Origin of the sequence: Cellulomonas fimi ATCC 484, from assembly GCF_000212695.1 — a bacterium.
Classification (GTDB): domain Bacteria; phylum Actinomycetota; class Actinomycetes; order Actinomycetales; family Cellulomonadaceae; genus Cellulomonas; species Cellulomonas fimi.
The window spans coordinates 3,374,803-3,399,482 of record NC_015514.1 but is presented as its reverse complement, the minus strand read 5'-3'; the positions used below and the strand labels follow the sequence as shown (position 1 = coordinate 3,399,482).

Below are 24,680 nucleotides of genomic sequence, written 5' to 3'. Positions count from 1 at the left end.
TCGTCACGCTTCTGCGCACGGTCCGCTGCATACGATCGGCCTCGCGTGGCTCGCCCTGCCTCGCGGACCCCGTCGCCCCCGAGGTGCCCATGACCCGCTCGCGTGGCCCCGTCGCCCGCTCCGCCGCCCTTCTCGCGGCCGCCGCCCTGACCTTCGCCGGCGTGACGCTCGCGACCCCCGCGGCCGCCGACACGGTGCCCGTCGCCGGGACCACGGTCACCGTCGCAGCCGACTCGCTCCCGACCGTCCAGATCGACGGTGTCGCCTGGCAGCAGGGCGTCGCCGGCTCGAAGGTGTTCGTGGGCGGTGACTTCGCGAACGCGCGGCCCGCCGGGTCCGCGGCGGGCACGAACCTCGTCCCCCGCGCGAACCTCCTCGCCTACGACCTGACGACGGGCGTGCTCGACGCGTCCTGGGCCCCCGACCCCAACGCGCAGGTGCGCGCGGTCGCGGTGTCGCCGGACGGCAGCCGGGTGTACGTCGGCGGCAGCTTCACGACCATCGCCGGCCAGCCCCGGTACCGGATCGCCGCGTTCGACGCCGCGACGGGGGCCCTCGTGTCGTCGTTCGCGCCGGGCGTGGACTCGCAGGTGCGGGCGATCGCCGCGACGGACACCGCGGTGTACGTCGGCGGCACGTTCACCAACGCCAACGGCGAGCCGCGCAGCAAGGTCGCGGCGTTCTCCGCCGCGGACGGCTCGCTGCTGCCGTGGGCGCCGAGCGCCGACAACGGGTCGGTCAGCGCGATGGTCGTCTCGCCCGACCGCACGCAGGTCATCGTCGGCGGCAGCTTCACGACGTTCAACGGCAGCGGCAACCCGGGCTACGGCCTGGCGCGCGTCGACGCGACCACGGGTGCGACGCTCCCGCTCGCGATCAACGGGCTGATCCGCAACGGCAGCACGCAGGCGTCGATCACGAGCGTCACGAGCGACGCGACGAGCTTCTACGTCACGGGCTACGTGTTCGGCAGCACCGGCAACCTCGAGGGGACCGCGCGCGGCGACTGGGCCACGGGCGCGCTGGTGTGGGTCGAGGACTGCCACGGCGACACGTACGCCGCGTGGCCCGGACCGGGCGACGCCGTCTACGTCGCCGGCCACCCGCACTACTGCGGCAACATCGGCGGCTTCCCCCAGACCGAGCCGTGGACGTTCTACCGCGGCCTCGCGTTCAGCAAGTCCGTGACCGGTACGGCGACCGCCGACCCGTACGGCTACCACAACTACGCGGGGCAGCCGACGCCGTCGCTGCTCGCGTGGTACCCGGACATCAACAGCGGCTCGTACACGGGCCAGGGCCAGGGCCCGTGGACCGTCACGGGCAACGACCAGTACCTGCTGTACGGCGGCGAGTTCACGATCGTCAACAACAAGGGGCAGCAGGGCCTCGCCCGGTTCGCCCGCACCGACGTCGCCCCGAACAAGCAGGGCCCGCGTCTCGCGTCCGCGACGTGGCCGCTCGCGGCGGCGTCGTTCCAGGCGGGCACGGTCCGTCTGAGCTGGCCGGCCAACTACGACCGCGACAACGAGAACCTCACGTACACGGTGTCCCGCAACGGGCAGGTCGTGCACACCGTCACCGCGGCGTCGGTCGTCTGGAAGCGGCCCCAGATGGGCTTCCTCGACACCGGCCTGACGCCGGGCGCGTCGTACACGTACCGCGTCAAGGCGGTCGACCCGTTCGGCAACCAGGCGATCACCGACCAGGTGCAGGTCACGGTCTCCGACGCGTCGTCGACCAGCGCCTACGCGCAGCAGGTCGCGGCGGACGGCGCGACGTCCCTGTGGCGGCTGGGCGAGCCCGGCGGCACGACGGCCTTCGACTGGGTCGGCTGGTCCGACCTGACGCTCGGCACGGGGGTCACCCGCGGCGCCGCGGGCGCGATCGGCGGTGACGCGAACGCCGCGTCGACGTTCGACGGCACCTCCACCGCCTCCGGCGCGACGAGCACGCCCGTGCAGGGACCCGACACGTTCGCCGTCGAGGCGTGGGTCAGGACGACCTCCACGCGCGGCGGGAAGATCGTCGGCTTCTCCAACCAGCAGACCGGCCAGTCCGGCAGCTACGACCGGCACGTCTACATGGACGACACCGGCAGGATCACGTTCGGCGTCTACCCGGGTGCGGTGCGCACGATCACCACGAACGCGTCGTACAACGACGGCCAGTGGCACCACGTCGTCGCGTCGATGGGCGCCGAGGGCATGAAGCTCTTCGTCGACGGCCGCCGTGCCGGGCAGCGCGCCGACACGACCTACGGCCAGGCGTACACGGGCTACTGGCGGATCGGCGGGGACAACGTGGGCGGCTGGCCCAACCAGCCGACGAGCGGCTTCCTCGCGGGCAGCATCGACGACGTCGCCGTCTACCCGGCGCCGCTCACGGTCGCGCAGGTCGAGCAGCACTACACGCTGTCGGGCCGCACGGTCGCGAAGCCGCCCGCGCCCGCCGACGCGTACGGCAAGGCGGTCTACGACGCGGGACCCGAGCTGTACTGGCGGCTCTCGGAGGGCTCGGGCACCACGGCGGCCGACTCCGGCCCCTACGGGATGCCCGGCACCTACCGCGGCACGTTCCTGCGCGGCCAGTCCGGCGCGCTGTCGGGCGTCAGCAACCCGGCCGTGCGGACGCTGGGGACCAGCAACACGCTGGTCGCGAGCTCGCAGCAGTTCTCGAACCCGACGGTCTACTCGCAGGAGCTGTGGTTCAGGACGTCGACGACCAACGGCGGCAAGCTCATCGGCTTCGGTGACAAGGACACGGGCGTCTCGGGCAGCTACGACCGGCACGTCTACATGGAGACGGACGGCCGGCTCACGTTCGGCACGTGGACAGGCGTCACGAACACGATCACGACGACCGCGTCGTACAACGACAGCCAGTGGCACCACCTGGTCGCCACGCAGGGTCCGGACGGCATGCGGCTGTACGTCGACGGGGTCCTGCAGGGCACGCACCCGCAGACGGCGGCGCAGGCGTACAACGGCTACTGGCGGGTCTTCGGGGACACCACCTGGGGTCCCCAGGCGTGGTTCGCCGGGACGATCGACGAGGTCGCCGTCTACTCCTCGGTGCTCGACGCGCAGACCGTCGCGAACCACCACGCGCTCGGCACGACGGGCCAGCTGCCCAACCAGCTGCCGGTCGCGGCGTTCACGTCGACGCCCACGGACCTCGCGGTCGCGTTCGACGCGACGGGCTCGAGCGACCCGGACGGGACGGTCGCGTCCTACGCGTGGGCGTTCGGTGACGGCGCGACGGCCACCGGTGCGACCCCGACGCACACCTTCGCGGCGGGCGGCACGTACACGGTGACGCTCACCGTGACGGACGACGACGGCGCCACCGCGCAGGTCGCGCACGACGTCACGGTGGTCCCGCCGAACCAGCTGCCGACGGCCGGGTTCACCGCGACGCCGCAGGACCTCACGGTCGCGTTCGACGGCGGCGTCTCGACCGACCCCGACGGGACGATCACGCAGCACGCGTGGACGTTCGGCGACGGCACGACGGGCGAGGGCCCGGCGCCGACCCACACGTACGCGGCCGGCGGCGACTACGAGGTCACGCTCACGGTCACGGACGACCGGGGCGGCAGCGCGCAGCAGGTCCGCACGGTCACGGTCGTGGCGCCGAACCAGGCCCCGGTCGCGGCGTTCGACGCGGTCGCGACCGACCTCACGGTCGCGGTCGACGGCTCGGCGTCCACCGACGCGGACGGCACCCTCACGGGCCACGCGTGGGACTTCGGCGACGGCACGACGGGAACGGGCGCGACGGCGTCGCACACCTACGGCGCGGCGGGCACCTACACGGTCACGCTGACGGTCACGGACGACGACGGCGAGACGGGCACGACGACGCGCGAGGTCGCGGTCGCGGCGCCCGTGCCGAACCAGGGCCCCGTCGCCGCGTTCACGGCCACGCCGACGCATCTCGCCGTCGCGGTCGACGCGTCCGCGTCGACCGACGCGGACGGCCAGGTCACGGCCTACGCGTGGGAGTTCGGCGACAGCGCGACCGCCACGGGTGCGACGGCGTCGCACACGTACGCGGTCGACGGCACCTACACGATCACGCTCGTGACGACGGACGACGACGGCGACACCGGCACGACGACCCGCGAGGTCACGGTCGCCGCGCCGCCGGCGGACACGCCGTTCGCGCTCGACCCGTTCGCCCGGTCCGTCACCGGCGGCTGGGGCGCGGCCGACACGGGAGGCGCCTGGTCGGTCACGGGCGGCGCGGCGAACTTCTCGGTCGCCGCCGGCACGGGGGCGATGCGGGTCACCGGTGCCGGGTACCGCCTGTCGTCCTTCCTGCCCGTCTCCTCGACGAGCACGGACCTGACCGCGAAGGTCGCGCTCGACGTGATGCCGACCGGCGCGGGCACCGACCTCGAGCTGGCCGGGCGCACCGCGGGCACGACCGACGGCTACCGCCTGCGCCTCAAGATGCTCGCGACCGGCGTGGTGCGCGCGTCGCTCGTCGGGATCTCCGCGGGCAGCACCACCACGGTGGCGCAGGTCAACGTCCCGGGGCTGACGTACACGGCGGGCCAGACGCTGCAGGTCCGCCTCCAGGTCGACGGCACGGGCACGACCGCGCTGCGCGCCAAGGTGTGGGCGGCAGGCACGCCCGAGCCCGCGGCGTGGACGCTGCAGGGCACGAGCACCACCGCGGCACTGCAGGTCGGGGGCGGGATCGGGCTGTCCGTCTACACGTCGTCGACCAGCACGACGCTGCCGCTCACGGCCCGGTGGAGCGAGCTCGCCGCGCGACCGGTCGTGCCATGATCGCGGCTCAGGGGGAGCCGCGGACGCTTCGGGGGGCCGAGATGACGCAGGACAGCACGACGACGGGTGCCGCGGCGGCGCCGGCGACGGCACGACGGGACCCGCGCACCGTCGTCGCCGCGCTCACGTACCGCCGTCCCGACGACCTGCGGGCTGCGCTGCCGATGCTCGTCGAGCAGGCCGCGCTGCTCGACCCGCCGGCCGACGTGCTCGTCGTCGACAACGACCCCGAGGGCGGCGCGCACGCGGTCGTCGAGGACGCCGCGGCGCGGTCCGCCGCGCAGGGCGGGCCGGTGGTCCGCTACGCGCACGAGCCGCACCCCGGCATCGCCGCGGCGCGCAACCGCGCGCTCGACGAGTCGGCCGACCACGACGTCCTCGTCTTCATCGACGACGACGAACGCCCCGTCCCCACGTGGCTGCGCCTGCTCGTGGACGTCTACCTGGTCGACCGCCCCGAGGGCGTGGTCGGGCCGGTCGTCTCGGAGTACGAGCAGGAGCCTGACGCGTGGGTGCGCGCCGGCCGGTTCTTCGACCGGCGCCGCCTCCCGACGGGCACGGTGACGGACGTCGCGGCGACGAACAACCTCCTGCTCGACCTGGGGCGCCTGCGCGAGCTGGGCCTGCGGTTCGACGAGCGCTTCGGGCTGTCGGGCGGCTCGGACCAGCTCCTCACGCGCCAGCTCGCGAAGGCCGGCGGACGCATGGTGTGGTGCGACGAGGCCGTCGTGGTGGACGTCGTGCCGCCGGACCGCGTGACGCGGCGGTGGGTGCTCGCGCGCGCGTTCCGCAACGGCAACACGTGGGGCCGCACGTCGGTCGTGCTGGCCGACGGCCCGTGGGGGCGCACGCTCGCGCGCGCCCGCGTCACCGGTCAGGGTGCCGTGCGGGCCGCGGGGGGTGCGGCGCGTCTCGCCGTCGGCCTCGTGACCCGCTCGCAGGCGCACCAGGCCCGTGGTCGGCGCACGTGGGCGCGCGGCACGGGCATGATCGCGGGCGCGTACGGCACGGTGTACGTGGAGTACGCGCGCGACGGGCAGCGCACGGTCCGCGCGGGGAAGGTGCCGGGCGCGTCGTGACACGGGGGCAGCCGGTGAAGGACCGCACGACCGCCACGGGCGGGACCGCCCGCAGCATGACGATCACGCTGGTCGGGAACCTGTTCCCGCCCGTGGTCGCGCTCGCGAGCGGACCGATCCTCGCGCAGTCCCTCGGCGTCGACGGCCGCGGTGCCGTCGCGGCGGCGACCGCGCCGCTGGGCCTGGCGATCGCGCTCATGACGTTCGGCGTCCCGGAGGCCGTCTCCTACGCGGTCGCGCGGCACCCGCGGCTGGTCCGGACGGCGGCCCGCAACGGCGCGCTCATCGTCGTCCTCGCGGGCCTGCTGGCGACCGCGGCGGTGTTCGCGGCACGCGAGTGGCTGTCGGGCGGCGACCCGGAGATCCGCCACCTCATGGCGGTCGCGTCGCTCGCGGTCCTGCCGACGCTGCTGCTGGGCGTCCTGCGGGGCATCGCGTCGGGGCTGCAGCGCTGGGCGATGGTCGCGTGGGAGAAGGTCCTCGCCTCCGCCCTGCGGCTCGCGGTCCTCGTGCCGCTGTGGCTCACGGACCACCTGACGCCGTTCACCGCGACCGTCGTGCTGGCCGTCATGCCGGTGATGGGCGCCCTGGCGTACGTGACGCTGCCGCGCCGCCTGCCGCCCGGCGAGCCGGACACCGAGCACCTCGCCTCGACGCGGGCGCTCACCGGGTACGGCCTGCGCCTGTGGATCGGCACGATCTCGGGGATCCTGCTCTCGCGCGTCGACCAGACGATCATGACGCCGCTGAGCAGCGCCTACCAGCTCGGCCTCTACGTCGTCGCGGTCAACGTGAGCGAGCTGCCGCTCGTGATCCACCGCGCGGTGCGCGACGTGACGTTCGTGACCGACGCGCACCGCAGCGAGGACTCCCGCCTCGCGGCCGCGGCCCGCATCTCGACGCTCATCTGCACGGTCGTGGCGATCGGGCTGGGCGCCACGATGGCGTGGTGGCTGCCGCTGCTGTTCGGCGCCGAGTTCGGGCCCGCGGTGCCGATCGCGTGGCTGCTGCTCGTGGCGGTCGTCGTGAGCACCCCCGGCTCCATCGCGGGCGCGGGGCTCAGCGCCCGCGGCCGGCCGGGCCTGCGCAGCATCGCCCTGGTGATCGCGTGCGTGCTCAACATCGGCCTGCTCGTGCTGCTGGTGCCGACGTACGGGGCCATGGGCGCGGCGTGGGCGACGCTGCTCGGCTACGTCGTCTCGTCGGGCCTCAACCAGCTGTTCCTGCGCCGCCTGTTCGGTGTCTCGATGCTGTCGTTCTACGGCGTGCGCCGCTCCGACCTGACGATCCTGCGGGCGTACGCGGGCTCGGTCGCGGGCGCGCTGACGCGCCGTGGGCGTCGCTGACCCGCCCCCGAGGTCCGCGCGTCAGTCCAGCCCGACCGCCTGCGCCATCCCGTCGGCGAGGTGCGCCGAGGTGAACCGGTCCTCGACCGCCTGCCGTGCGCGGCGGCCGAGGGCCGCGGCGTCGTCGGGGGCGTCGAGCAGCCCGATCACGCGGTCCGCGAGCTCGGCGGGCTCCTGCGGCGGGACGAGCAGCGCGGTCTCGCCGTCGCGGTGGTAGTCCTCGTGCCCGGGCGTCGCGGTGAGCACCACGGGCCGCCCGGTCGACATCGACTCCAGGGACACCGTCAGCCCCGACATGTGCAGGTTGGGCCGCGTGGCGAGCGCGACGACGCTCGCGCGCGCGTACAGGTCGCGCAGCTCGGCGTGCGTGAGCCGCGGGATCTTCGTGACCCCCGCGGGGGCGGGCACGTCGGACGCGTTCTGCACGACGATCTCGACGTCGGGGCGGGCCTCGTGCACGCGCGACAGGGCGGCGAACAGCGTGGTCGGGTCGCGGTCGCGGTCGCCGCCGACGCTCACGACGAGCGGCGTCGCGGCGGGCGGCTGCGCGGCGAAGAACTCGTGGTCGACGCCGAACGTGAAGAACGACACCGGGGGGCCGGACCGCCCGAGCGCGGCCTGCAGCGGCTCGACCTGCGCGCGGCTGTTGACGAACACGCCGTCCATGCGGCGCAGCACGTCGAGCGCGTGCCGGACGCGGTCCGCCGACGGGTCGATCTCGAGCGCGTCCGTCAGCCAGATCGTGCCCGCGAACATGCGTGCGTGCGGCGACAGGACGAGCATCCGGCGCGCGAGGTTCTCGTCCCACGCGATGCCGACGTCGCCGTGCCCGCGCGGCCGGTGGACGGTGGCGCGCACGAGCGAGCGCACGCGGTCGGCGCGGGTCGGCTCGGGCAGGCTCACGGTGCGCAGGTCGACGCCGGGACGCGCGAGCAGGTCGAGCCCGTAGGGCCACCGCCCGGGGACCTCTCCGCGCGCGTGCCGCGCCTCCCACGACGCGACGTCGCGCTCCGCCCGGAAGACGACCTCGACGGACGTGCGGGTGGTCTGCCGGCTGCCGCGTGCCGCGGGAGGGCTGACGGTCATCGGGAGGACTCCTTCGAGCCGGTGACGCCGACGGACGTGTGCTCCCCGACCGTGGCACGGACGGGGTGCCCCTGACCAGGGGTGTCGGGCGACGAGTCGTGCTCGCGTGCGCGGCGGGCCCGCCGCGGGGCGCGGGCGAGGCGGCGGGCGGTGCGGAAGACGTCGGCGTGCGCGGCGGCGACGGAGGCCCAGTCGCGCGCCGACAGGTCCGGGTGGTCCGTGCCGAGGTCGAGCGCCGCCGCCCGGTCGAGCGCGGCGCGCAGGTCGGCGGGGGTGACGGTGCCCTCGAACGTCGAGACCCACGCGTCGCCGACCTCGGCGGCCAGCTCGGCGGAGGTCGCCCCCGCCGGCACGAGCACGGGGCGGTCGAGCGAGAGCGCGAGCAGGGCCGCGCCGGAGTTGTGCAGGCGCCGGTAGGGCAGGACGACGAGCGACGCGGCGCCGACCTCCTCGGCCAGGGTGTCGTCGTCGACGTACTCCAGCCGCAGGCCGACACGCGGGTCGGCGGCGGCGAGCTCCTCGACGGTCCGGCGCAGCGCGGGTGTCTCGGGGCTGCCGACGACGCGCAGCTCGAGCGAGTCGCCCGGCAGGTCGCGGAAGGCCTGCACGAGCTCCTCGACGCCCTTGTAGGGCCGCACGAGCCCGAAGAACAGCACGCGCCCGGGGCGGGCCCTGCCGCGGGGGCAGGACGCGTACCAGTCGCGGTAGTGCGGGTGGGGGATCGTCACGAGCGGTGTGCCGGGCCGGGCGTCGGCGGGCAGCGGCGTGGTCCCGTTGAGCCGGACGAACACCGTGGTGAGCCGGTCGACGCGGCGCAGCACGGCACGTTCCAGCCGGCCGCCGGCCTCGTGCGGGTCGACGTTGTGCAGGGTGCGCACGACGGCGGTGCGCGTCAGGGCCAGCCGGGCCAGCAGGAGGCCCGTGGTGACGAACCGCGCGGCGGTCTTGGCCCGCGACGTGCCGCGCAGCAGCTTCTCCGGCCAGTGCACGTGGAACACGTCGTAGCGGCCCAGCAGCGCGGTGCGCCACTCGAACGTCCGCGTCGGGACGTCGGGCGGCAGCTCGGCGAGCAGCTGGGTGAGGTACGGGTTGGTGGTGCGCCGCGGTCGCGGGAACGACTCGAGGACGAGGGTCATGCGCGGCCTTCCGGGGTCGTGACGGGGTCGAGCGTCGCGTGCCCGGCGTCGACGCCGGCCCGCGGGAGCAGCAGCATCCCGAGGGCGAGCACGATGATCGGCATGGAGCTGTAGATCGGCCCGAACGCGAAGTTCCAGAGCATGAGGCAGGTGAGGTAGATCGCGAGTCCGGACGCGACGCGCCGCGCGGCCGCGCTCGCGAGCGACCACACGGACAGACCGAGGATCCACGCGCCCAGCGCGAGCCCCGCGAACCCGAAGTTGGACCACAGGTCCGCGACGACGGCGTGCAGCTTGATCTCGCTGCCGAACATGTAGTTCTCGACGTACCCGTTGTCCGGGTCGTAGTTGAGGGACGCCATGCCGGACTTCGCGACGAGGATGTCGTCGAGGTTCGCCACGACGCCGACGCCGAAGCCCATGGGCCGCGACTCGAACAGCGCCGTGCTCGCCCCCCACTCGGGGCGCCCGCCGAGCAGGATCGACCCCGAGGCCTGCACCTGCTCCTGCGAGCGCTGCTGCGTGGCCTCGCCGAGGTACCCCTCGAGGATGAGCGTGGTCCCGACCGAGTAGACGCACGCGGCGATGCCGCCGAACAGCGCGACGGTCGCGAGCGCGCTGCTGCGCCGACCCATGGACACCGGGCGCAGCTGGTAGGCGACGAGCAGGGCCGCGAGCACGAGCGTCGCGAACGCGGACCGCGAGTCGTTGACCATGCAGACGCCGGCGAGCAGCAGGAGCAGCACGACCTCGACCGGCCGGGGCCGCTTGCGCACGACGAAGCCGAGCGCGAGCACCGTGACGGCGTACGAGAAGTTGTACTTCCAGGGGTTCGCGGGGTTGATGGGCTCGAGCACGATCCGCGCGAGCAGTCCGGCGGCCGCGGCCAGCGCGACGGTCTTCACGGGCAGCACCGTCCGGGCCCACAGCAGCAGGCCGATCCCGCAGAACCCGCCGACGACGAGCAGCAGGTTCGCGCGCAGCACGACGGGGCTGATCGCGTGCGTCGCGGACGACACGGCGGTGAGCCAGACGCCGGAGGCCAGCGCCAGGCCGCCGAGCGCGTACAGGGCCCGCGCACCGACGAACCGGCGAGGTGCCGACCACCACACGGGCACGAGCGCGAGCGGCACGACGATGGCCGTGGTGAACGCGTCGACGAGCTGCAGGTTGAGCGTCAGGAGCGCGACGGCACCCATCGCGACGTACCGGGTGGAAGCGCGCACGCGCGGCTCGACGACGACCGGCGTCGGCGCGGCCGGTCCGGCGGGTGGCGCCGGGGGCTGCACGGCGCTCGCGGCACGCACGGCCGCGCTGCTGACCGGTGCGGTCCGCGGGCTCATGCGCGCACCCCGCTCGAGCGGCCCGTCACGACGGGCTCACAGCCAGGACGCGTGCGCGCCGCGCTCCTGCACGTGCGGTCGGGGTTCCGGCAGCTCGAGGTCGTCGAGGCCGGACAGCTCGCGGCCCGGGAGCAGCCGCTCGTCGGCGGACGCGAGCACCACGGGCCGCGGCTGCGGGACGTCCTCCGTGCGGGCGGCGGGTACAGGCGCGACCGGGGGCTGCGCGGGTGCCGTGGGTGCGCCCGGACGTGCGGCCGAGCCGTCCGCGCGGGCACCCCGGCGGTTCGGGCGTCCCGGCAGGGACCACGCGCGGGCCGTCGCCTGCGGCGTCGAGCCGTACGTGAGGATCGACCCGGACGCCTTCGCGGAGACCTGGTTGAGCAGCAGACCGAGCACGCGCGCGTCGACGGCCTCGAGCGAGGCGAGCGCGTCGGCGAGCTGGTTGCGGTGCACGGCCCGGCAGCCGACGACGACGAGTGCGCCGTCGGTGAGCCGCGACAGCACGGCCGCGTCGGTCACGGGCAGCAGCGGCGCGGAGTCGAGCAGGATGACGTCGTAGCGCAGCGACAGCCGCTGCAGCAGGCGGGCCATCGCGGGGGAGTCGAGCAGCTCGCTCGGGTTCGGCGGGATCTGGCCCGCGGGCAGCACGTCGAGCGACCCGTCCCCCCAGGGCTGGATGACCTCCTCGGCGGTGGCCTCCCCGATGAGCACGGTCGTCAGGCCCACGGCGCCCTCGATGCCGAGGTACCGGTGCACGGACGGCCGGCGCAGGTCGGCGTCGACGAGCAGGATCCGGGCGTTGCCCTCGGCCATCGCGATCGCGAGGTTGATCGCCGCGGTCGACTTGCCCTCGGTGGGCAGCGACGACGTCACGACGATCGACCGGCTCGGGCCCTCGATGGTGAGGAACCGCAGGTTGGTGCGCAGCCGGCGGAACGCCTCGGCCTGGTCGCCGAACGGGTCGCGGCGGATGACGAGCGGGTCGCGCCGGTTCTTGCGGTCGTACCGCACGGACGACAGGACCGGGGTGGCGGTCACCCGGCGCAGGTCTCGCATGGAGCGGATGCGGGTGTCGAGGAGCGTGCGCGCGAGCGCGAGCACGACGCCCGCGATCCCGCCGAGGACGAGCCCTGTCGCCGCGTTGAGCTTGGTGTTGGGGGCGAACGCGAACGACGGGGGCGTCGCCTCGCCCACGAGCGTGATCTGCACGTTCGGGTCGCCGTCGCTCGTGTCGCCCTCGAGCTCCTCGACGGCTGTCGCGAGCTGGCGGGCGACCGCGTTCGCGATGTCGGCGGAGCGCTGCGGGTCGCCGCTGACGGCCGCGATCTCGAGGATCGTCGAGTTGAGCGGGGCGGACACGCTCACCGACTTCGCGAGCGAGCGGCCGGTCGTGTCGAGCCCGAGCCGCTCGATCACCGGGTCGAGGACGTAGGGCTTGGTCGCGAGCTGCGCGTAGTTCTCGATGCGGTTCTGCGCGTAGGTGGAGCCCTGCACGAGCTCACCCACGGAGCTGCTCTGCGGGACCGTGACGTAGACGCTGGACGTGGCGCGGAAGCTCGACGGGAGCGACGTGGAGTAGGCGTAGCCGGCCCCGAACCCGAGGACGGACAGCAGCAGGATGACCAGCCAGTGCTTGCGCAGTGCGGCGAGGTACTCGGCCGGCTCCATGCGTGATCCCCTCTCGTGGACGTGAACCCCGGGACGTACACCGGGGAACCTGTCTCCCGAGCTGCCCTCCACCGTCGTCGGTGCTGTCGATTCTCGACGATCCTGCCCCGGAAGGCGCTGCCGCGGTGTGGGCGAAATGTGAATCCTCGGTGGTTTTAACCCGGTCGGCGCAGCCGTCCGGCGCCGCGCGCCCGCCCCGCCACCCGATCGGCCCGACGAACCTGGACAGGTGGGTGAAAAACGGCTCGGGCGGGTGACGTCCGGTGGGGGCTATGTCCGACTTGGTCCGGTTCCCCCTACAGTCGGTCACTGGCGGGACGCGAGCAGTGCGCCCTGCGTCCAGGTCCCCGACGGCGCGGGCCACACCGTTGATCGTCGGCAGGAGGGTTCGGCATGGCACGCATCGTGGGGTACGCACCCGGCGCGTACGACCTGTTCCACGTCGGGCACCTGAACATCCTGCGGCACGCCAAGCGGCGCTGCGACTACCTGATCGCAGGCGTCGTCGCGGACGAGGTCCTGGAGCTGACGAAGGGCCGGCGCCCGATCATCCCGCTCGCGGAGCGCATGGAGATCCTGCGGCACATCTCCTACGTCGACGAGGTCGTCGCCGAGGTCCAGCCCGACAAGGTCGAGACGTGGCGCAGCGTGGGCTTCGACGTCATCTTCAAGGGCGACGACTGGCGCGGGACCCCCAAGGGCGACCGGCTCGAGCGCGACTTCGCTGCGGTCGGCGTCGAGGTCATCTACTTCCCGTACACCGTGCACACGTCGAGCACGGCGCTGCGCCGGGCGCTCGCGGCGATCGACGGCCCCGAGGAGCTCGTCGCGTCCGAGGTCGGCTGACCCCTCCCCGGGCCCGCGTCCCGGCGGGCGGTGACGGCGGGCACCGACGGCAGGCGCCGACGGCAGGCACTGACGGCTGGCACTGACGGCCGGCACCGACCCGAGCCGGCGGTGCGCCACGCCCCGCGACCGCCCGCGGGCGGTGTCGGCGGGGGCTCGTAGACTCGTCGTGCACCCCGGATCCGCCTGGATCCGGGGCGTTCGTGCTGGCTGCCCTCGCCTGCACCCGGACGCCACGCGAAGGAACCATGGACCTCACCGGCCTGCTGCCCGCCCTCCTGGCCGACCCCGCCGCCGCGGAGGCCGTGTCGCTCGTCCCCGCGCGCGGCGAGCTCGACGTCGTCGGCCCGGCCGGCGTCCGCCCGCCGCTGCTCGCGGCGCTCGCGGGGGCGCGGGCGTCGTCGGGCCCGGCCGGCAAGGGCCGCCCGCTCGTCGTCGTGACCGCGACCGGCCGTGACGCGGACGAGCTGGCCGCCGCGTTGCGCTGCTACCTGCCCGAGGACGTCGTGGCGGTCCTGCCCGCGTGGGAGACGCTCCCGCACGAGCGGCTCTCGCCGCGGTCGGACACGGTCGCGCGCCGCCTCGCGGTGTTCCGCCGGCTCGCGCACCCCGGGCAGGACGGGCCGACCGGCCCCGTGCGCGTGCTCGTGCTGCCCGTGCGCGCGCTGCTGCAGCCTGTCGTCGAGGGGCTGGGCGAGCTCGAGCCCGTGGCCGTCTCGGTCGGGGACCGGGTCGACCTCGACGACCTCACCGAGCGGCTCGTCGCCGCCGCGTACCAGCGCGTCGACATGGTGGAGAAGCGCGGCGAGTTCGCGGTGCGTGGCGGGATCCTCGACGTGTTCCCGCCGACCGACGACCACCCGCTGCGCGTCGAGCTGTGGGGCGAGGACGTCGAGGAGATCCGTTGGTTCTCGGTCGCGGACCAGCGCAGCCTCGAGGTCGCGCAGCACGGGCTGTGGGCGCCGCCGTGCCGCGAGATCCTGCTGACCGACGAGGTGCGGGCACGGGCCGCGTCGCTCGCGGAGCGCCTGCCGGGTGCGGTCGACATGCTCGACAAGCTCGCGCAGGGGATCGCCGTGGAGGGCATGGAGTCGCTCGCGCCGGCGCTCGTCGAGCGGATGGTGCCGGTGCTCGACCTCGTGCCGGACGACGCGCTGCTGGTCGTCGCTGACCCCGAGCGCGTGCGGCGCCGCGCGCACGACCTGGTCGCGACCACCGAGGAGTTCCTCGCGGCCGCGTGGACGTCCGCCGCGGCGGGTGCGGCCACGCCGCTCGACCTGTCGGCGGCGTCGTTCGCGTCGTTCGCGGAGGTCCGGGCCCTGGCGGCCGTGCGCGGGCTCGGCTGGTGGACCCTGAGCGGCTTCACGCTCGACGCGGACGCGGCGGTCGCGGCGGGTGCTCCGGGGTCGGACGCGGGAGACGCTCCCGCCGCCGCGCCGGTCGCCGTCGACGACCTGGCCTCGGACGGCCGGACCGTCGTGGTCGCGGCGCGCGACGTCGAGCGGTACCGCGGCGAGGTCGCGCGGGCCGTGGCCGACGTGCGCGCGCTGCAGCAGCAGGGGTGGCGGCTCCTGCTGGCGACCGAGGGCCACGGGCCGGCGCAGCGCATGGTCGAGCAGCTCAAGGCCTCGGACGTGCCCGCGCGGCTCGTCACGGGCGTCGACGACGAGCCCGAGGGCGGCGTGGTGCTCGTCGTCCCGGCGCCCGTCGGGCCCGGGTTCGTCGCCGAGCCGCTGCACCTCGCGGTGTTCTCCGAGGCGGACCTCACCGGGCGCGCGGGCAGCAGCACGCGCGACATGCGGCGCATGCCGAGCCGGCGGCGCAACGTGGTCGACCCGCTGCAGCTGCGGCCGGGCGACTTCGTCGTGCACGAGCAGCACGGCGTCGGCCGGTTCGTCGAGCTCGTGCAGCGCACGATCGGCACGGGCGCGAACGCGGCGACGCGCGAGTACCTCGTGATCGAGTACGCGAGCAGCAAGCGCGGGCAGCCGGGGGACCGGCTGTTCGTGCCGAGCGACCAGCTCGACCAGGTGACGAAGTACGTGGGCGGAGAGGCGCCGACGCTCAACAGGATGGGCGGCGGCGACTGGGCCAAGACGAAGGGCCGTGCGCGCAGGGCGGTCAAGGAGATCGCGGCCGAGCTCATCCGGCTGTACAGCGCACGGATGGCCACGCCGGGGCACGCGTTCGGCGCGGACACCCCGTGGCAGCGTGAGCTCGAGGACGCGTTCGCGTACGTCGAGACGCCGGACCAGCTCGCCACGATCGACGAGGTCAAGGCCGACATGGAGAAGTCGGTCCCGATGGACCGCCTGGTCTGCGGGGACGTCGGGTACGGCAAGACGGAGATCGCGGTCCGCGCGGCGTTCAAGGCGGTGCAGGACGGCAAGCAGGTCGCGGTGCTCGTGCCGACGACGCTGCTCGTGCAGCAGCACCTCGACACGTTCTCGGAGCGGTACTCGGCGTTCCCCGTGACGGTCAAGGCGCTGTCGCGGTTCCAGTCGGACAAGGAGTCGAAGGAGGTCGTCGCGGGCCTGGCCGACGGGTCGGTCGACATCGTCATCGGCACGCACCGCCTCATCACGGGCGAGGTCCGGTTCAAGGACCTGGGCCTCGTCATCATCGACGAGGAGCAGCGGTTCGGCGTCGAGCACAAGGAGACGCTCAAGGCGCTGCGCACCAACGTCGACGTGCTCGCGATGAGCGCGACGCCGATCCCGCGCACGCTCGAGATGGCGGTGACGGGCATCCGTGAGATGTCGACGCTCGCGACGCCGCCCGAGGAGCGGCACCCGGTGCTGACGTTCGTGGGCGCGTACGACGAGAAGCAGATCTCCGCCGCGGTGCGCCGCGAGCTGCTGCGCGAGGGCCAGGTGTTCTACGTCCACAACAAGGTCGACTCGATCGAGCGGGCCGCGTCGCGGATCTCCGAGCTCGTGCCCGAGGCCCGCGTCGCCGTGGCGCACGGCAAGATGAACGAGCACCAGCTCGAGCGCGTCATCGTCGACTTCTGGGAGAAGCGGTTCGACGTCCTCGTCTGCACGACGATCGTCGAGACGGGCCTGGACATCTCCAACGCGAACACCCTCATCCTCGAGCGTGCGGACCTGCTCGGCCTGTCCCAGCTGCACCAGCTGCGGGGTCGCGTCGGCCGCGGCCGGGAGCGCGCGTACGCGTACTTCCTGTACCCGCCGGAGAAGCCCCTGACGGAGACGGCGCACGACCGCCTCCAGACGATCGCCGCGAACACCGACCTCGGCGCGGGCATGGCGGTCGCGATGAAGGACCTGGAGATCCGCGGTGCGGGCAACCTGCTCGGCGGCGAGCAGTCCGGGCACATCGAGGGCGTCGGCTTCGACCTGTACATCCGCATGGTCGGCGAGGCCGTCGCGAGCTTCCGCGGCGACCAGCCGGAGGAGCTGCCCGACGTCACGATCGAGCTGCCGGTCGACGCGCACATCCCGCACGACTACATCGCGCACGAGCGCCTGCGTCTGGAGGCGTACAAGAAGGTCGCGTCGGCGGCCGACGCGGCGGCGCTCGGCGAGGTGCGCGCGGAGCTCGCCGACCGGTACGGCGCCGTCCCGGCCGCGGTGGACAACCTGTTCGAGGTCGCGGAGTTCCGGCAGAAGGTCCGCGCCTCGGGCCTGTCGGACGTGACCGCGCAGGGCAGGTTCGTGCGCTTCGCGCCGGTCGAGCTCGCGGAGTCGGCGCAGCTGCGGCTCAAGCGGCTGTACCCGGGGTCGGTCCTCAAGCCCGCGACGCGCACGGTGCTCGTGCCGTTCCCGACGACGGCGCGCATCGGCGGGCGCCCGCTGCACGGCCGCGAGCTGCTGACGTGGGCGCGCCAGTTCCTCGACGCGGTCGTGCTCGGCGACGTGTCGGCCGCCGCGGGCGCGGGGACGTCCCGCCGGTGACGGTCCGCGCCCGGGTCGCGCCGCGCGCGCCCGGTGGTCGGCAGGTGCCGGACGTACGCCCGGACCGCCTACGATGACGCCGATCGACGAGCGACGACGCAGGAGGTCCCAGGTGGCGGTGCAGAGGCGTGCGGGTGCGGGCGTGCGACGGTTCGGCGTGCTGGTGGCCGGCGGTGTCGCGGCGGCCGCGCTGGCCGGGTGCGCGGGGCAGCCCGGGGCGGCGGCGGTCGTGGACGGCACGGCGATCCCGACGTCCGACGTCCGCACGGCGACCGAGGAGCTCGGGCCGTACCTGCAGGACGTGTCGCCCGCCAACGTGCTGACGGTGCTGGTGCACGAGCCGACGATCGTCGACGTGGCGGCCGAGCACGGGGTCGGCGTCTCCGACGCCGAGGCCCAGGAGCTGCTGGAGTCCGTCGCGTCGCAGAGCGACCCGGACGCCGACGTCACGTTCTCCCCGGCCTCGCTGGCGGTCGCGCGGTACTCGCTCGCGTACACGCGCCTGCAGGAGCGCGAGGACGCGCAGGAGGTCCTGGGCGAGGCGCTGGAGCGGGTCGCGGCGCTCGACGTCGAGGTCAACCCGCGGTTCGGCACGACCGACGACGGCAACACGGTGGTCGCGCCCACGGCCCGGCCGTGGATCGTCGTGCCGGCGGCGGACGGCGCGGACGGTGAGGGCGTGCTCCCCGCGCCGAGCCCGACGGCTCCCTGACCTCCGCGGGGGTCGGCGGCGTGGACCGTGAGGCGGCGCCCGGTGGCGACGCGCTGAGCGAGCTCGTGGCGGTCATGGACCGGCTGCGGTCGCCCGGCGGGTGTCCCTGGGACGCGCAGCAGACGCACCTCTCGCTCGTGCCGTACCTGCTCGAGGAGGCCGCGGAGCTCGCGGAGGCGATCGAGGACGACGACCGCGCGGGCCTGCGCGAGGAGCTCGGCGACGTGCTGCTGCAGGTCGTGTTCCACGCGCGCCTCGCGCAGGAGCACCCCGACGACCCCTTCGACGTGCAGGGCGTGGCGGCGGACCTCGTCGCGAAGCTCGTGCGGCGTCACCCGCACGTCTTCGCGGACGCGTCGGCGGCGGCCGACGAGGAGGGGCAGCACGCCGCGTGGGACCGTCTCAAGCGCGCCGAGAAGGACCGCGCGTCGGCGTTCGACGGCGTGCCGCGGGGGCTGGGGGCGCTCGCCCGTGCGCAGAAGCTCGTCGCGCGCGCGGAGCGGTCGGGGGCGGTCGGGGACGTGCCGCGCGAGGACGGCGACGGGCTGGGGGAGCGGCTGTTCGCGCTCGTGCTGGAGGCGCGCCGGAGCGGGCTCGACGCCGAGGGTGAGCTGCGTCGCGTGACCGCGGCCTGGGAGGCCCGGCAGCGCGCCGCGGGTGTGTGACGTCCTTCCGTGCGGCGGAAGATTCCGGGGACCCATGACCTAGGTCACTCGTGGGAAGGCGCTTTCCCAGATAGTCTGCCCTGACGACCGGCACACCGGTCGCCCGAACCGACGGAGGTACGAGTGACGACCATCGGGGTGCCGCGCGAGACGCGGCCCGGCGAGCGGCTGGTGGCCGCGACGCCCAGGACCGTTGCCCAGCTCACGGGCCTCGGCTACGACGTGCTCGTCGAACGGGGTGCCGGGGCCGGCGCGACGTTCGACGACGCCGCGTACGAGGCCGCCGGCGCCACGCTCGGCGACGCCGCGCAGGCGTGGGCCGCGGACGTGGTGACGGCCGTGGGTGCCCCCGACGAGGCGCAGGTCGCGGCCCTGCGACCCGACGCGGTGCTCGTCGCGATGCTCAACCCGGGCGGCCGGGCCGACCTCGTCGACGCGCTCGCAGCCCGCGGGGTCACGGCCCTCTCGCTCGACGCGGTCCCGCGCATCTCGCGCGCGCAGAGCCTGGACGTGCTGTCCACGCTGTCGAACGTCGCGGGCTACCGCGCGGTCGTCGAGGCGGCGCAGGAGTACGGCGGCATGTTCGCCGGGCAGGTCACGGCCGCCGGCAAGACGCCCCCCGCCAAGGTGTTCGTCATCGGCGCCGGCGTCGCGGGCCTCGCGGCGATCGGTGCCGCGGACAGCCTCGGTGCCGAGGTGCGCGCGTTCGACGTGCGGCCCGAGGTCGGCGAGCAGATCGAGTCGATGGGCGCGTCCTTCGTCCGCGCCGAGCAGGCGCAGCAGCAGGTCAGCTCCGACGGCTACGCGTCCGCGCTCACGGACGACCAGGAGGCGGCGACCGCGGCGGTGTACGCGCGCGAGACGGCGGCCGCGGACATCGTCATCACGACCGCCCTGGTGCGCGGCACGGCGCCGCGCACCATCACCGCCGACATGGTCGCGGGGATGCGTCCCGGCAGCGTCATCGTCGACCTCGCCGCGTCCGGCGGCGGCAACTGCGAGCTCACCGTCCCCGGGGAGCGCGTCGTGACCGAGAACGGCGTGACGATCCTCGGCTGGACGGACCTCGCGGGCCGCCTGCCGCAGCACACGTCGCAGCTGTTCGGCACCAACGTCGTGCACCTCCTGCAGCTCCTCACGCCCGGCAAGGACGGCGAGCTCGTGCTCGACCTCGACGACCCGGTGCAGCGCGGCATGACGGTCACGAAGGCCGGCGACGTGCTCTGGCCGCCGCCGCCCGTCGCGGTCTCCGCCGCGATGCCCCCGCCCGCCGACAGCGCGCCCAGCCTGGAGGAGATCGCCGCCGCCGAGGCCGCGGCGCACACGCTCGCCGAGCGGCGCCGCCAGCGTCGCACCGTGTCCTTCGCGCTCGCCGCGGTGCTGCTCGCGCTCGCGATCTCGTTCGCCCCCGCGGCGTTCCTCGCGCACTTCACGGTGTTCGTCCTGGCCGTGTTCGTCGGCTACTACGTCATCTCGAACGTGAGCCACTCGCTGCACACGCCGCTCATGGCCCAGACCAACGCGATCTCCGGGATCATCCTCGTCGGCGCCCTGCTGCAGATCGGCTCCGACAACTGGGTCGTCACGGCGCTCGCGTGCGTCGCGGCCGCGGTCGCGAGCATCAACATCTTCGGCGGGTTCCTCGTCGCCAACCGCATGATCCGCATGTTCCGGAAGGACGCCTGATGCTCACGTCCGTCGCGCAGGCGGTCTACCTCGTCGCCGCGGTGCTGTTCATCCTGTCGCTCGCCGGGCTGTCCCGGCAGGAGACGGCACGCCGCGGGAACCTGTTCGGGATGGTCGGCATGGGCCTCGCCCTCGCCGCCACCGTCGCCCTCAGCCTCGACACGAGCGAGCGGCAGGTCGTCGTCACGGCCCTGCTCATCGCGCTCGTGCTGCTCGTCGGCCTCGTCGTCGGCACCTGGCAGGCACGGCGTGTCGAGATGACCCAGATGCCCGAGCTCATCGCGATCCTGCACAGCTTCGTCGGCCTCGCCGCGGTGCTCGTCGGGTTCAACTCCTACCTGACCGAGCCGGCCGACCCGGTGCACCTCGTCGAGGTCTACCTGGGCGTGCTCATCGGTGCCGTGACGTTCACGGGCTCGATCGTCGCGTACCTCAAGCTGTCGGCGAAGATCGCGTCGGCGCCGCTCATGCTGCCGCGCCGCAACACGCTCAACCTGCTCGCGCTCGTCGCGAGCGTCGGGATCGGCGCCTGGTTCGTCGCGTCGCCCTCGATCCTGCCGCTCGTCCTCATGACGGTCGTCGCGCTCGCGCTCGGCTGGCACCTGGTCGCGTCCATCGGCGGCGGCGACATGCCGGTCGTCGTGTCGATGCTCAACTCGTACTCCGGGTGGGCCGCGGCCGCGGCGGGCTTCATGCTGAGCAACGACCTGCTCATCGTGACCGGCGCTCTCGTCGGCTCCTCCGGTGCGATCCTCAGCTACATCATGTGCCGCGCGATGAACCGGTCGTTCGTCAGCGTCATCCTCGGCGGGTTCGGGGCCGAGGGCGGGACCGTCGTCGCGAGCGGCCAGGACTACGGCGAGCACCGCGAGATGTCCGCGGCCGACGTGGCCGACGTGCTGCGCGACGCCAAGCGCGTCGTCATCACGCCCGGGTACGGCATGGCCGTCGCCAAGGCGCAGTACCCCGTCGCGGAGCTCGTGACGAAGCTGCGGGCCAAGGGCGTCGACGTGCGGTTCGGCGTGCACCCTGTCGCCGGGCGCCTGCCGGGCCACATGAACGTGCTGCTCGCCGAGGCCAAGGTGCCGTACGACATCGTGCTCGAGATGGACGAGATCAACGACGACTTCGGGGACACCGACGTCGTGCTCGTCATCGGCGCGAACGACACCGTGAACCCGGCCGCGCTCGACGACCCGGGCTCGCCCATCGCCGGCATGCCCGTGCTCGAGGTGTGGCACGCGAAGCAGGTCGTCGTGTTCAAGCGGTCGATGGCCACCGGCTACGCGGGCGTGCAGAACCCGCTGTTCTTCCGGGACAACACCGCGATGCTCTTCGGCGACGCCAAGGAGCAGACCGAGAAGATCGTGCACGCCGTCTGACGCGGCCCTCGCTCCGGACCGCCACGGGCGGCACGCCACCTCGCGTGCCGCCCGTGGCGCGTCCCGGCCGGGCCGCCGACCGGGCGCCGACGGGCGCCCGGCGGGTCCGTCGGGCAGGTGACGGTCGTCGACGGCGGCGGCGGACGGCGTTCTTCGGCCTGTCCGGCGGCACGCCGTCCGCCGCGCCGACCGCGGCGGCCCTCGAGGGCACGGCCTGCGTGGTGCGCTGACCGCAGATGGCAGCACCACCGCTGCGCCGCGCGGGGGACCGGACGACCCGTACCCGCGCGGCGCGGGTGCGTCCAAGGTCGGACGTCCCACCGCGCCCCCGTCCGCGCCCCACTAGGGTGAGGTCGTAAACCCACCCGCTCGTCGAAGGAGCACCCATGGCCAGCATCGAGGCCGTCGGCGCCCGCGAGATCCTGGACTCGCGCGGCAACCCCACCGTGGAGGTCGAGGTCGCCCTCGACGACGGCACCATCGCCCGCGCTGCCGTGCCCTCGGGTGCGTCGACCGGTGCGTTCGAGGCCGTCGAGCGCCGTGACGGCGACAAGTCCCGCTACCTGGGCAAGGGTGTCGAGGAGGCCGTGAACGCGGTCATCGACGACATCGCCCCCGAGCTCATCGGCTTCGAGGCCACCGAGCAGCGTCTCGTCGACGCCGCGCTCATCGACCTCGACGGCACGCCGAACAAGGGCAAGCTCGGCGCCAACGCGATCCTCGGCGTCTCGCTCGCCGTCGCGAAGGCCGCGGCCGACTCGGCCGACCTGCCGCTGTTCCGCTACATCGGCGGCCCCAACGCGCACGTCCTGCCCGTCCCGATGATGAACATCCTCAACGGTGGGTCGCACGCCGACTCCAACGTCGACATCCAGGAGTTCATGGTCGCGCCGATCGGCGCCACGACGTTCCGTGAGGCCCTGCGCACCGGCGCCGAGGTCTACCACGCCCTGAAGTCCGTGCTGAAGAGCAAGGGCCTCGCCACGGGTCTCGGCGACGAGGGTGGCTTCGCGCCGAACCTCGAGTCGAACCGCGCCGCGCTCGACCTCATCCTCGAGGCGATCGAGAAGGCGGGCTTCACGCCCGGCACGGACCTCGGCCTCGCGCTCGACGTGGCGTCGACCGAGTTCTTCAAGGACGGCGCCTACCAGTTCGAGGGCAAGGCGCAGACGCCCGAGTTCATGATCTCGTACTACGAGCAGCTCATCGCGGACTACCCGCTGGTCTCCATCGAGGACCCGCTGTCCGAGGACGAGTGGGGCTCGTGGTCGCAGCTCGTCGCCACGGTCGGCGACCGCGTGCAGATCGTCGGCGACGACCTGTTCGTCACCAACCCGGAGCGCCTGGCCAAGGGCATCGAGACCAAGGCCGCGAACTCGCTGCTGGTCAAGCTCAACCAGATCGGCACCCTGACCGAGACGCTCGACGCCGTCACGCTCGCGCAGCGCAACGGCTTCACGACGATGACCTCGCACCGCTCCGGCGAGACCGAGGACACCACCATCGCCGACCTGTCCGTCGCGACGAACGCCGGCCAGATCAAGACCGGTGCCCCCGCCCGTGGCGAGCGCATCAACAAGTACAACCAGCTCCTGCGCATCGAGGAGGAGCTGGACGACGCCGGTCGCTACGCCGGGCGCTCCGCCTTCCCGCGGTTCCGCCAGGGCTGACCCGACCGGGTCCCGCTCGACGACCGGAGGCCGGTCACCCCTCGGGGTGGCCGGCCTCCGGCGTCCCCCGGGCGAGGTGCGCGCGCGGGGCCTCCCGGCGCCGTCGAGGTCCCGGGCGTGCGCCGCCGCGGCAGGCCGTCCGACGCCGGGCGGACGCTGCGGGCGCCGGCTCGTCCTCACGGACCACGCCCGCGCGCCCGCCGGATGACACCCCCGCCACGGGCGCCGTCCCAGGGGCGGACGCGCAGGTCAGGGCCGTTTCGGCAGGCTGATCTGCATGAACGTCGAACAGCTGGGCAGGCCCGTCACGTCGCGTCGAGGCCGGGGGTGGCGCCGTCTGCGACGCGTGCTCGCGGTGGTGGGCGTCGTCGTCCTCGTCGCCCTCGTGGGGGTCAAGGTCACCGACACCGTCATGACGGCGCGCGAGCGTGACGCGCACCCCGCCCCGGGGCAGCTCGTGACCGTCGACGGGCACCGCATGCACGTCGCCGTGTCGGGCACGGGCGGCCCGACGATCGTCCTGCTGCCGGGCCTCGGCACCGCGGCACCCGTGCTCGACTTCGAGCCGCTGACCCGCTCGCTCGCCACGTGGGCGACCGTCGCCGTCGTCGAGCCGTTCGGGTACGGGTGGAGCGACCCGACGAGCGGCCCGATGCTGCCGTCCGACGTCGCGTCCGACGTGCACGACGCCCTCGCCGCGGCCGGGGTGCAGGGGCCGTACGTGATGGCGGCGCACTCGATCGGCGGGCTGTACGTGCAGGCGTTCGCCGACGCGTACCCCGAGCAGACCGCGGCCGTCGTGGGCCTCGACCCGACGATGCCCCGCACCGACGACCACCTGCCCGCCGCGGAGCGGGAGGCCGACGCGTTCGCGGACCCGATCCCGACGGTGCTCGAGCTGGTCGCGCGCGTGGGTGGCGTGCGTGTGATGCAGGCGCTCAACGGGGACGACCCGCAGATGTTCAGCGGCGCGACACGCGCCGACGGGTACAGCGCCGAGAACCTCGCGCTGCAGTCGACGGTGAGCAGCTGGACCGCGATCAGCAGCAACGTGATCTGGCAGGCGGCGCACCTCGAGGAGGCGGTCGGGCAGGTGCGCGACCTGCGCTTCGCGCCGGACGTCCCGGTGCTCGTCTTCACCGCGGACCCGGCCGGGGAGCGGCCGACGTGGCGCGACGAGGCCTCCGCCGACTACCTCGACGGGTCGACGTGCGCGCGGGACGTGCCGCTGGTCGGCGAGCACTACGTCCACCACGAGCACGCGGAGCAGATCTCGCAGGAGGTGGAGGCCTTCCTCGCGCAGTGCGGCTCCTGAGCGGGGTGGACCCGGCCGTGCGACCCGCCC

At 74.1% G+C, this 24,680-nt stretch carries 15 protein-coding genes; 11 read left to right on the top strand and 4 right to left on the bottom strand.

What is annotated here, in order from left to right; all coding sequences use genetic code 11:
* Window positions 1-89: 89 nt before the first annotated feature.
* From CELF_RS21405 to CELF_RS15325, 3 genes are read left to right on the top strand one after another with little or no spacing between them, the layout of a single operon-like run.
* On the top strand, window positions 90-4,799 hold the full coding sequence (locus CELF_RS21405; RefSeq protein WP_013772181.1) for a PKD domain-containing protein: 4,710 nt from the start codon (window positions 90-92) through the stop codon (window positions 4,797-4,799).
* Window positions 4,800-4,840: 41 nt separating this feature from the next.
* Window positions 4,841-5,878, top strand: coding sequence for a glycosyltransferase family 2 protein (locus CELF_RS15330; protein WP_049791479.1), 1,038 nt, complete (start codon window positions 4,841-4,843; stop codon window positions 5,876-5,878).
* Entirely contained in the window at window positions 5,875-7,224 is a 1,350-nt protein-coding gene (locus tag CELF_RS15325) for a flippase (protein WP_013772179.1), read from the top strand. Before CELF_RS15330 ends, CELF_RS15325 begins: the two co-directional genes overlap by 4 nt.
* A gap of 21 nt (window positions 7,225-7,245) precedes the next feature.
* Here CELF_RS15325 and CELF_RS15320 read toward each other — a convergent pair whose 3' ends face one another.
* Genes CELF_RS15320 through CELF_RS15305 form a run of 4 tightly spaced genes read right to left on the bottom strand, consistent with a single transcriptional unit; the run spans window position 7,246 to window position 12,457 of the window.
* Window positions 7,246-8,310 (bottom strand): glycosyltransferase family 4 protein, encoded by a 1,065-nt coding sequence (locus CELF_RS15320; RefSeq protein WP_013772178.1) that lies wholly within the window; start codon window positions 8,308-8,310, stop codon window positions 7,246-7,248.
* Window positions 8,307-9,446 carry a glycosyltransferase gene (locus tag CELF_RS15315; protein WP_013772177.1) on the bottom strand — a complete coding sequence of 380 codons (1,140 nt, stop codon included), beginning with the start codon at window positions 9,444-9,446 and terminating at the stop codon, window positions 8,307-8,309. Before CELF_RS15315 ends, CELF_RS15320 begins: the two co-directional genes overlap by 4 nt.
* Window positions 9,443-10,789 carry a hypothetical protein gene (locus CELF_RS19640; protein WP_013772176.1) on the bottom strand — a complete coding sequence of 449 codons (1,347 nt, stop codon included), beginning with the start codon at window positions 10,787-10,789 and terminating at the stop codon, window positions 9,443-9,445. Before CELF_RS19640 ends, CELF_RS15315 begins: the two co-directional genes overlap by 4 nt.
* Before the next feature lie 36 nt (window positions 10,790-10,825).
* The gene (locus CELF_RS15305; RefSeq protein WP_013772175.1) at window positions 10,826-12,457 is read right to left on the bottom strand and encodes a tyrosine-protein kinase domain-containing protein; all 1,632 of its coding nucleotides are present in this window, start codon (window positions 12,455-12,457) and stop codon (window positions 10,826-10,828) included.
* Between the two features lie 393 nt (window positions 12,458-12,850).
* On the opposite strand from CELF_RS15305, the gene CELF_RS15300 reads away from it, so the two are divergent.
* From CELF_RS15300 to CELF_RS19635, 8 genes are all read left to right on the top strand, one after another.
* Window positions 12,851-13,303, top strand: coding sequence for an FAD synthase family protein (locus tag CELF_RS15300; RefSeq protein WP_013772174.1), 453 nt, complete (start codon window positions 12,851-12,853; stop codon window positions 13,301-13,303).
* Between the two features lie 248 nt (window positions 13,304-13,551).
* Complete coding sequence (mfd, locus tag CELF_RS15295; protein WP_013772173.1) at window positions 13,552-17,220, top strand: transcription-repair coupling factor; 3,669 nt, start codon at window positions 13,552-13,554, stop codon at window positions 17,218-17,220.
* Between the two features lie 112 nt (window positions 17,221-17,332).
* Window positions 17,333-17,932: a hypothetical protein gene (locus CELF_RS15290; RefSeq protein ID WP_013772172.1), complete on the top strand. Its 600-nt coding sequence runs from the start codon at window positions 17,333-17,335 to the stop codon at window positions 17,930-17,932.
* Window positions 17,933-17,952: 20 nt separating this feature from the next.
* Window positions 17,953-18,597 (top strand): nucleoside triphosphate pyrophosphohydrolase, encoded by a 645-nt coding sequence (locus CELF_RS15285; RefSeq protein ID WP_013772171.1) that lies wholly within the window; start codon window positions 17,953-17,955, stop codon window positions 18,595-18,597.
* A 123-nt stretch (window positions 18,598-18,720) separates the two neighbouring features.
* Window positions 18,721-20,283: a Re/Si-specific NAD(P)(+) transhydrogenase subunit alpha gene (locus CELF_RS15280; RefSeq protein ID WP_013772170.1), complete on the top strand. Its 1,563-nt coding sequence runs from the start codon at window positions 18,721-18,723 to the stop codon at window positions 20,281-20,283.
* A complete protein-coding gene (gene pntB, locus CELF_RS15275) occupies window positions 20,283-21,665 on the top strand; it encodes a Re/Si-specific NAD(P)(+) transhydrogenase subunit beta (protein ID WP_013772169.1) in 1,383 nt (460 codons plus the stop codon). The genes CELF_RS15280 and pntB overlap by 1 nt, the downstream gene beginning before the upstream one ends.
* Window positions 21,666-22,051: 386 nt before the next feature.
* Window positions 22,052-23,335, top strand: a complete 1,284-nt coding sequence (eno, locus tag CELF_RS15270) for a phosphopyruvate hydratase (protein ID WP_013772168.1) — start codon at window positions 22,052-22,054, stop codon at window positions 23,333-23,335.
* 277 nt (window positions 23,336-23,612) lie between these two features.
* Window positions 23,613-24,650, top strand: a complete 1,038-nt coding sequence (locus CELF_RS19635) for an alpha/beta fold hydrolase (RefSeq protein WP_013772167.1) — start codon at window positions 23,613-23,615, stop codon at window positions 24,648-24,650.
* Window positions 24,651-24,680: the final 30 nt, after the last annotated feature.

What these genes read in the sequence shown, in the direction of transcription:
- CELF_RS19635 (WP_013772167.1), top strand. Translation starts at nt 23,613, where the DNA reads ATGAACGTCGAACAGCTGGGCAGGCCCGTCACGTCGCGTCGAGGCCGG.
- CELF_RS15300 (WP_013772174.1), top strand. Translation starts at nt 12,851, where the DNA reads ATGGCACGCATCGTGGGGTACGCACCCGGCGCGTACGACCTGTTCCAC.
- eno (WP_013772168.1), top strand. Translation starts at nt 22,052, where the DNA reads ATGGCCAGCATCGAGGCCGTCGGCGCCCGCGAGATCCTGGACTCGCGC.
- CELF_RS15320 (WP_013772178.1), bottom strand. Translation starts at nt 8,310, where the DNA reads ATGACCGTCAGCCCTCCCGCGGCACGCGGCAGCCGGCAGACCACCCGC.
- CELF_RS15315 (WP_013772177.1), bottom strand. Translation starts at nt 9,446, where the DNA reads ATGACCCTCGTCCTCGAGTCGTTCCCGCGACCGCGGCGCACCACCAAC.
- CELF_RS21405 (WP_013772181.1), top strand. Translation starts at nt 90, where the DNA reads ATGACCCGCTCGCGTGGCCCCGTCGCCCGCTCCGCCGCCCTTCTCGCG.
- CELF_RS19640 (WP_013772176.1), bottom strand. Translation starts at nt 10,789, where the DNA reads ATGAGCCCGCGGACCGCACCGGTCAGCAGCGCGGCCGTGCGTGCCGCG.
- CELF_RS15305 (WP_013772175.1), bottom strand. Translation starts at nt 12,457, where the DNA reads ATGGAGCCGGCCGAGTACCTCGCCGCACTGCGCAAGCACTGGCTGGTC.
- mfd (WP_013772173.1), top strand. Translation starts at nt 13,552, where the DNA reads ATGGACCTCACCGGCCTGCTGCCCGCCCTCCTGGCCGACCCCGCCGCC.
- CELF_RS15330 (WP_049791479.1), top strand. Translation starts at nt 4,841, where the DNA reads ATGACGCAGGACAGCACGACGACGGGTGCCGCGGCGGCGCCGGCGACG.
- pntB (WP_013772169.1), top strand. Translation starts at nt 20,283, where the DNA reads ATGCTCACGTCCGTCGCGCAGGCGGTCTACCTCGTCGCCGCGGTGCTG.